Annotated in this window: 5 protein-coding genes; all 5 read right to left on the reverse strand. The window is 65.2% G+C overall.

All coding sequences use genetic code 11. From position 1 onward, the window contains the following. The coding region (locus tag ACXJ7R_RS18800) for a strawberry notch-like NTP hydrolase domain-containing protein (protein ID WP_457153158.1) at window positions 1-3,172 on the reverse strand (3,172 nt) is incomplete at its 3' end. A gap of 96 nt (window positions 3,173-3,268) precedes the next feature. Next, a complete protein-coding gene (locus ACXJ7R_RS18805; protein WP_457153159.1) occupies window positions 3,269-5,392 on the reverse strand; it encodes a ParB/RepB/Spo0J family partition protein in 2,124 nt (707 codons plus the stop codon). A gap of 170 nt (window positions 5,393-5,562) precedes the next feature. Beyond that, entirely contained in the window at window positions 5,563-5,934 is a 372-nt protein-coding gene (locus tag ACXJ7R_RS18810) for a DUF2958 domain-containing protein (RefSeq protein ID WP_457153160.1), read from the reverse strand. Then, entirely contained in the window at window positions 5,931-6,902 is a 972-nt protein-coding gene (locus tag ACXJ7R_RS18815) for an ArdC family protein (protein WP_457153161.1), read from the reverse strand. Before ACXJ7R_RS18815 ends, ACXJ7R_RS18810 begins: the two co-directional genes overlap by 4 nt. Before the next feature lie 162 nt (window positions 6,903-7,064). Beyond that, on the reverse strand, window positions 7,065-8,199 hold a 1,135-nt coding region (ligD, locus tag ACXJ7R_RS18820; RefSeq protein WP_457153162.1), incomplete at its 5' end, for a non-homologous end-joining DNA ligase.

Genomic DNA, 8,199 nt, shown 5'->3' on the forward strand with positions numbered 1-8,199 from the left:
TGATTGCGCCCAGCGTATCGAGCCTTCGCGCGATCGTCGAGAGGAAGCGCTTTTCCGCCTTCACATTGGTCGAGATCGGCCGGAAGAGCGGCGGCTGCGCCTGATTGGTGCGATGCGTGCGGCCCAGGCCCTGAATGGCGGTGTCGGCTTTCCAGCCGGCTTCGAGCAGATAATGCAGACGCAGCCGCGTGTTCCGGGCCGACAGTTCGGCGTGGTAGCTCCTCCCCGTTCCGCCCGCGTCCGAAAAAACCAGAACGCGCTTCTGGTCATCCATGAAGGCCTGCGTCTCGGCGAGGTTGGCTGACCCGGAACGGTTTTCAACGACAAGGCGCTCGCCCTTGCGGACAATGCGGCGCGAGCGACCGGTGACCTCGGCCACGATGTCCACCCCGAAATGCTGGACGATCTGGTCGAGTGCGCCGGGGACAGGCGTCAAGCTGGCGAGTTTGGCGATCAGCTCGTCGCGCCGGGCGACCGCCTCGCGGCTCTCGACGGGCTGGCCATCGCGGTAGACCGGGCGCGACGACAGATTGCCATCGGAGTCGGTGAAGGGCTCATAGAGCTGCACCGGGAAGGAATGGGCAAGGTAGTCGAGGACGTATTCGCGCGGCGTGATATCAACGCGAACATCGTTCCATTCCTCGGTCGGCAGCTCGGCCAGCCGCCGTTCCATCAGCGCCTCGCCGGTCGAGACAATCTGGACAACGGCCGCATGGCCCTCCTCCAGATCGCGGGTGATGGAGCGGATCAGGGTCGGCGTCTTCATGCTGGTCAACAAATGACCGAAGAAGCGCTGCTTGGCGCTTTCAAAGGCGCTACGCGCGGCCGACTTGGCCTGGGCATTGAGGGTGTCGGAGCTACCGGTGATGTTGGCCGCCTGCATGGCCGCATCGAGATCGTTATGTATGATGCCGAAGGCGCCGGCATAGGCATCGTAGATGCGGACCTGCTCGGGCGTCAGCTCATGCTCGATCAGCTCGTATTCGACGCCATTGAAAGAAAGCGAGCGGGCCGTATAGAGGCCGAGTGCCCTGAGGTCTCGTGCCAGCACTTCCATCGCCGCGACGCCGCCGGCCTCGATCGCCTCGACGAACTCGGCGCGGGCCGAGAATGGAAAATGCTCGCCGCCCCAGAGGCCGAGCCGCTGGGCATAGGCGAGATTGTGCACGGTCGTGGCACCAGTCGCCGACACATAGACGATGCGGGCATTCGGCAGGGCGTGCTGTAGCCGCAGGCCGGCACGGCCTTGCTGGGAGGGGGCGGCGTCGCCGCGTTCGCCCTTGCCGCCACCGGCGTTTTGCATGGCGTGCGCCTCGTCGAAAATGATGACCCCATCGAAATCTGGGCCCAACCATTCAACGATTTGTTTGACCCGCGAAACCTTCTCGCCGCGATCGTCGGAGCGCAGCGTGGCATAGGTGGTGAATAGGATGCCTTCCGCGTGCGTGATCGGCTTGCCCTGCGGGAAGCGGGAGAGCGGGGTGATCAACAGGCGCTCCATGCCGAGTGCGGACCAGTCGCGTTGCGCATCCTCAATGAGCTTGTCGGACTTGGAGATCCAGACCGCCTTGCGCCGGCCCTGCATCCAGTTGTCGAGAGTGACGGCGGCGGACTCGCGGCCCTTGCCTACACCCGTACCGTCGCCGATCATGAAGCCTTGCCGGAAGCGCACGGCCCCCGCGGTGTCATCGGCCGCGGCGCTAACCACGTCAAAGGTATCGTCGAGCATCCAGGCGCCGGTGAGATACTCGGCGTGAGCCTCGCCGGCATAGATGACGGTCTCGAGCTGCGCGTCCGAGAGCAGGTCAAGGACGTTCTTCGGCAGGCGCGGCCGGTAGCTCGGCTTGGGTGGCGCCACCGAGGCCATGGCCGCCGATTGAACGAGCTGGGTGGGGTGAGCCCGAGAGCCGGGGATGCGGATCGCCTGAAGCCCGTAGGCCTCATAGATGGCGTCGCTGATCTGGCCGTCCTCGGCCGCCTGCCAGTCGACAGCCTCATAGGCGAGGTCGATGGATTCCGGTTCGGCGATCGACATGCGTGGCGTGGTTCTCGCCACGCGTGTGAGAGAGCCGTGCACGGTGCGGTGTGCGGCGACCGCCGATGCCCCGCTGGAAACGGCGGCCATCACGACCGGCGGCCGCGCGGGAAGGCGCTCCTCAATCCACGCGAGGAGCGTCGCCGCATCCGGAGCGATGCCGGGAGCATCCGCGAAGACGGTGGGATCGTCCGCCGGGAGCTTGTCGATAACGGTGAGACGGGTCGGAAAGGTCGTGCCATGCTTGGCGTAGGCCGAGCCGTCGATGGCAGCGGAGAAGACGACGCGGCCACGTTCCTGCAGGCGAGTGATGGCGGCGGTCCAGGCCGGATGGTCGGGCGCGAAGTTGGCACCGGTGATCGTCACCAGCCGCCCGCCAGGCGCAAGACGCGCCAGCGCCGAGGCGATATGCCGCCAGGCCGCGTCGGCCATCCGGCCCTCGACATTRGCCATGACCGAAAAAGGCGGGTTCATCAGCACCACGCTCGGCACGGCGCCGGGATCAAGATGGTCGTCGATCTGGGCGGCGTCGAAGCGGCTGACGGAGACGGCCGGAAAGAGGCAGGAGAGAAGTGCCGCGCGCGTCTCGGCAAGCTCGTTGAGGACGAGCGAGGCGCCGGCTGTCTCGGCCAGGATGGCGAGCAGCCCGGTGCCGGCGGAAGGCTCCAGCACACGGTCGGCGGGCGTGATGGCGGCGGCCGTTGCCGCGACCAGGCCGAGCGGAATCGGCGTCGAGAACTGCTGGAAGGTCTGCGCCTCTTCGGATCGGCGGGTATGCGTCGGCATGAGACCGGCGATCTTCGACAATGCGGAAAGCCGGAGAGCCGGCGACGCGGCCTGGCGGAACAACGCCTTTCCGTACTTGCGCAGGAAAAGGACCGTCGCGGTCTCGCAGGCATCGTAGGCCTGCTTCCAGTCCCAGGCGCCGGCGGCGTCGGAGGCGCCGAATGCGGCTTCCATCGCCGAGCGCAGCTTTGGCGCGTCGATGCACTCGCCGCGTTCGAGACGGGGAAGCAGCAGGCCGGCGGCGGCGAAGATAGCGCCGGCTGCAAAGCGCGCGGGCGGTTTGGGGATGCCGCCCGAGTAGCGGATCAGCGAGCCGAGCGGGGCGTTGTCATAGACGATGTGGGCGGACATGGATGTCTCCTGAAAAGAAAAAGCCCGACAGGGAGTCGGGCCACGAGGGTGAGGTGAAGGGAAACGGGGAGGCCGGAGGCGCCCAGTCGATGGGTGCTATTCGGCAGCGACCGCGTGAGCGATGACCTCATCGGCTGCCGCCGAGTCGTCTTCGTCATCGCCCGCGAGGAATTCGGGCAGGTCAGGTTCCTCGCCCTCGCCCGGCTGCGCGGGCGGTGCGTCCTGATCGATCAGACGGAGCGGTTCGGGTAGCCAGCCACTATCGGCAAGGATGCGTTCGGCCTCCTTGGCCATGTCGCCCTTCTTGAGGTGGTCGATGAGTTGAGCTGCCTGCTCGCCGACGCCCTCACGCACGGCTTCGAGGATGCGGGCCTTGGTAACGCGACCGAGATAGTTCTCGACCGTCGGACGCCAACCCGCATCCACCATGTCGAGCCCGGTGGCGTGGGAGAGCCGGTCGGCTTCGCGCAAGCGTTGCTCCAGCCCGTGCTGGGAAACGCCGCTGCCATAGGGGTTAGGCCGCTCGAACAGCGCGTTGATCCCATAGCTGACGCAATGCGCCAGCAGGGTGTGCTGACTGGCTTCATCGAGACTGTCGAGCCAGGCCCACAGAGTCTGGTCGTCACCGAGCGGGATGTCCCTCTTCCACGCCTCATGGCGTTCGTCGATCGCCTTGGCCGCGGGGCTGTCTTTCAGCTCGGCGTCTTGCGTCGGCAAGTGGACATGTCGGACGAACGCCTCGAGGCAGCCTGTCGCGGAGCGATGACCGAAGGTGTCGAGGACGAGCCGATGCAACAGCGCCGTGATCGCCACATGCTGGTTCTCGGCCACGGCATTGCGCAGCGCCAACGTGCGATGCGCGGTGAGCTCGATCACCAGGCGTTCGGGCAGCGGCTTGGTGGCGTCGCCGTCATCCTCATCGGGCTCGGACGTTTGCGCGCCGATGGTGATGGTGGCGCGGCGAACCGAAGTGCCCTCCTCGCTCTCGGTCGCACCGTCGGGCTCGGCGGCGTCATCGTCGACCGCTTGCATCGCTTCGTCCTCGGGGCGCACATATCCGCGATCGACGATCAGGTCCCCGGCACGGTCGATGCTGATGAAGGCACCGGCGCGGCCGTTATCGGCGGGATCGTAGCTCATCGGCCGGCTCTCGAAGGCCTCAAGCGCAGACTCGATCTCGCCGAGACGCTGATCGACCTCGTCGGGGAGTTCGTCGGATTCGCCATACTCGGCTTGCAGCCGATCGTACTCCGCGCGCAGGGCTTCGCGTTCCGCCCGCTCCGCGTCGGTCAGATTGACGGGGGTGCCGGCCAGTGCCCGCAAGCCGTGATCGTGGCCATAGGGCAGATCGACATCGACGACGATCCATTTCCAACCCTCTTCCGCGACCTCGTCGGCGGCGGACTTGAGCTTGTCCCGGACCAAGCGGTCGAGCAGAACGGGCTCCTGCAGCCAGCCGCCATTGTCGGACTCGAACAGGTCGCGCAGCACCACGCCGCCGGCGGCGACATACGCCTCGACACCGACGAACAGCGCCCGGCGATCGGTCGCGCGCACCGTGGTCTCCGTCAAAAGGCGCCGGATCTGCTGCGGTTCCCTCGACCAGGAGTTTTCGAGCGCCTCCCAGACCTGCTCCTGGCGGGCGTGGTCGTCGGTCACGGTAAAGGCCATGAGCTGCTCGAGCTGCATGCCCTCCTGCTCGTAGACCTCGTGCAGCTTGGGCGAAACTTTTGCGAGTCGCAGACGCTGCTGGACAAAGGTAGCGGACACGAAGAAGCGTGCCGCAATCTCCTCGTGGCTGGCGCCTTGGTCGTGCAGGGTCTGGAAGGCGCGAAACATGTCCAACGGATGTAAATCTTCGCGCTGAAGATTCTCTGCAAGTGAATCCTCCTCGATCGGGACCTCACTGTCGGCGTTGGTGACGACGCAGGGAACTGGCTCGGTCTTGATCATGCGCTTCTGCTTGACCAGCAGTTCAAGCGCGCGATAGCGGCGCCCGCCAGCCGGCACCTCAAACATGCCGGTCTCGTTGCCCTCGCCATCCAACACTGGCCGGACGTTGAGGCTCTGGAGCAGGCCACGCCGTGCGATCGAGGCGGCAAGGTCCTCGATCGTTTCCCCGCGCTTGATGCGCCGGACATTGGACTGGCTCAGCATCAGCTTGTTGAAGGGGATATCACGCGAGGCGTTGAGGGTGATCTTCTGCTTGGGCGTAACCATGTGGACTATCTCCGCGACGGGCGGCCGAGACTCTCTCGACCTCCAAACCCGTCACAAAGGAAGGCGCAGCCCTCTCACTCTGAGGACTGCGCTGCACTCGGATCTGAAGGGACACAAGGCCGCAGACACGCTTTGCGCATCTGCGGCCTTGCGGATTTCAAGCTGAGATCTCACGCGCCCTCCCGACCAGACTGGGCGGCCGGGTAGAGGGCGCGTTCGGCGTCGCGAATGCTTCCGGCCCGGCGGGCGGCTTGTGCCCAGGCCGAAATCGGCAGGTCGGTGGCAAAGAGAGTGTCGCGCTCGATGCCCATGCCGAAGGGCAGCCGGACCGACGTCATCTCGAGGAGTGAGAAACTGCCCAACTCGGGATAGCCGAGATCGGCAAGACCGAACATGGCGTCGCCATCGGCACCCAGCTCCGTCGCGAGCCAGTTTCCTTCGCCGAGGGGATTGAAGAACTTCACGACCGGTGCGTGATCGGCGTTGCGCTCGCGGCCATTGGCGAGCAGGCGCTCGCGCAGTTCGTCGGTGAGGAGGATCATGCCGCCCTCCTGTCGATCTCGGCCTCATCAACGTCGACCGGGCCTGCCCTGGCCGCACCGTCAGGTTGCGGCAGGAAGGCAAGCAGCCAGTCGGCCGCCTTGCTGGCCTGGGAGGCGGCACGAACGATGGCGCGGTTGTCTTCGCGCAGGACCTCGAGCCAGGAGGCCAGGTAATCGGCGTGGCGCACGGTTGGCACGATGCCAAGCGAGGCGCAGCAGAAGGCTGCGTTCATCTCGGCGACCAGTTCCTCGAAAGCATATCTCTTGGTGCCGAAGGCGCCTCCGAGATCGCGGCCGATGCGGGAGGTATGGCCGGTGGCATGCCCAAGCTCATGCAGGGCGGTGCGGTGCCAGTCGATGGTCTCGAAATAGGCCTGCGGGGGCGGCACCCGCACGTAGTCCTGCGCCGGCACATAATAGGCACTGCTGCCACCGATGCGGAAATCGATACCTGTCGCCTTGATCAGCGCCTCGACTGTAGGCTCGATCAGTCCGGGTTCCGGTGCAGGCGGAGCCGCGACCAGATCGTCGGGCAGATTTTCACATTGCGCCACGTTGAACACGATGAAGCGCTTCAGGAACGGTATCGCTTGTGCTTCCTCGCCAATTTCCCGCGCGCGGTTCTTCTCGTCGTCAGGGATGAAGCGGTCAGCATAGACGACGGTGATGCCGTGTTCGCCCTGACGGACATGGCCGCCGAGCGATAACGCCTGACGAAAAGTCAGCCAGCTCTGGACTGGAAAGCCATGCTCGACGACCGCGCCCCACAGGATCAGCACGTTGATCCCGGAATAGGCGCGGCCGGTGGCGGCATTGGCCGGCATGGCGAGAGAAGCTTTCGTCGCCGTGGTACCCCAAGGCTGCACCCAGGGACAGCGGCCGGCTTCCAGCTCGGCGATGATCTTGTTGGTGATATCGTCATAGAGGCTTGTCCGGTCGGCGCCGGCGCGAGCGTAATGTCTGGACATCGCTGTTCTCCGCGACGGGCGCCGGAGGCCTCTCCTCCAGCCCTCAACCCGTCACGGCAAACCGGTCCGTACTCTCACTCTAGACGGCGTTGCGGGGGCCTCCCGTAGAAGGGGGACGGTCTCGAATTTTGGGCAAAGGCGGTCCGCGCCAAATGCTTATTCCTACCGGACTGCGTGGCGGATGCGGTCGGTAAGCGTTTGTTTGACGTCGAAATAGCCCTCCCAGGCTTCGGGCAGCTGAGCCCGCGCCGCGGCGGCAAAAACATCGAAACCGTTGGCGCTTTCGCAGGAGGGCAACTCCTCCCAGCTGACGGGCACCGCGCACCCCGCCCCCGCGCGTGCCCGAGTGGACCAGGGACAGATTGCAGTGGAGCCCTGGCCGTTGCGCAGGTAATCGAGAAACATTCGGCCCTTGCGCTTGGCCTTGCTCATGTTGGCGACGAAGCGCGACGGATCTGTACGGGCCAGCAGTTCGGCGAAGTCTTGGCAGAAGCTCTTGACCTCGTCCCAGTCTGCCTCCGGGACGAGCGGCACGACCACATGAACGCCCTTGCCGCCGGACAGCAACGGCCACGACTGCAGTCCAAGCGCTTCCAGAAGGCCCCGAACGTCGAGGGCTGCCTGCTTGACGGCAGTGAAGCCGAGGCCCTCGTCGGGGTCGATGTCGAAGATCATGCGGTGCGGCAGATCCGGCTGCTGGCGCAGGCTCCCCCAGATGTGGAATTCGAGCACGTTCATCTGGACACCTGCGATCAGCCCTGCCAGGTCATCGACCCACAAGATGCGGCTTTCCTTACCGGACATCTTCTCCAACTGGCCGTCATGGATGGCCTTGGGCATGCCTGGCAGTCTGTGCTTCTGAAAAAAGGTCTGTTGCAGGTCGCCGTCGGTATCGCGCACCAGCGACAGCGGCCGATCCTGTATGTGCGGCAGCATCTTCTCGGCGACCACGGCGTAGTAGGCGGCAAGCGTGGCCTTGGTCACCTTGGTCCCGGGATACATGACCTTGTCCGGATGCGTCAGCTTGACGCCGACAGCAACTGCGATCTCCTTGCCGATTCCCGGATCGAGATTGGCGGAGCCAAGAGTTGCCGGCGCCTTCGGCATTTCCATCACTACCTGGTCGGCTCGCTTGTCTTCGCGCATGCCCTGAAAGCTTGGATGTCGCAAGCTGCCGTCCGGTGTGACTTCGGCATAGGTGACTTCGGCGACAAGCTCGGGCTTCACCCACCGGGCACGACGGGCAATGTCTCTCGGAACAGAAGCGAACGCCGGTTTCTCAATACGGCGTTTCTCG

Source organism: Mesorhizobium sp. P5_C1 (assembly GCF_054049815.1).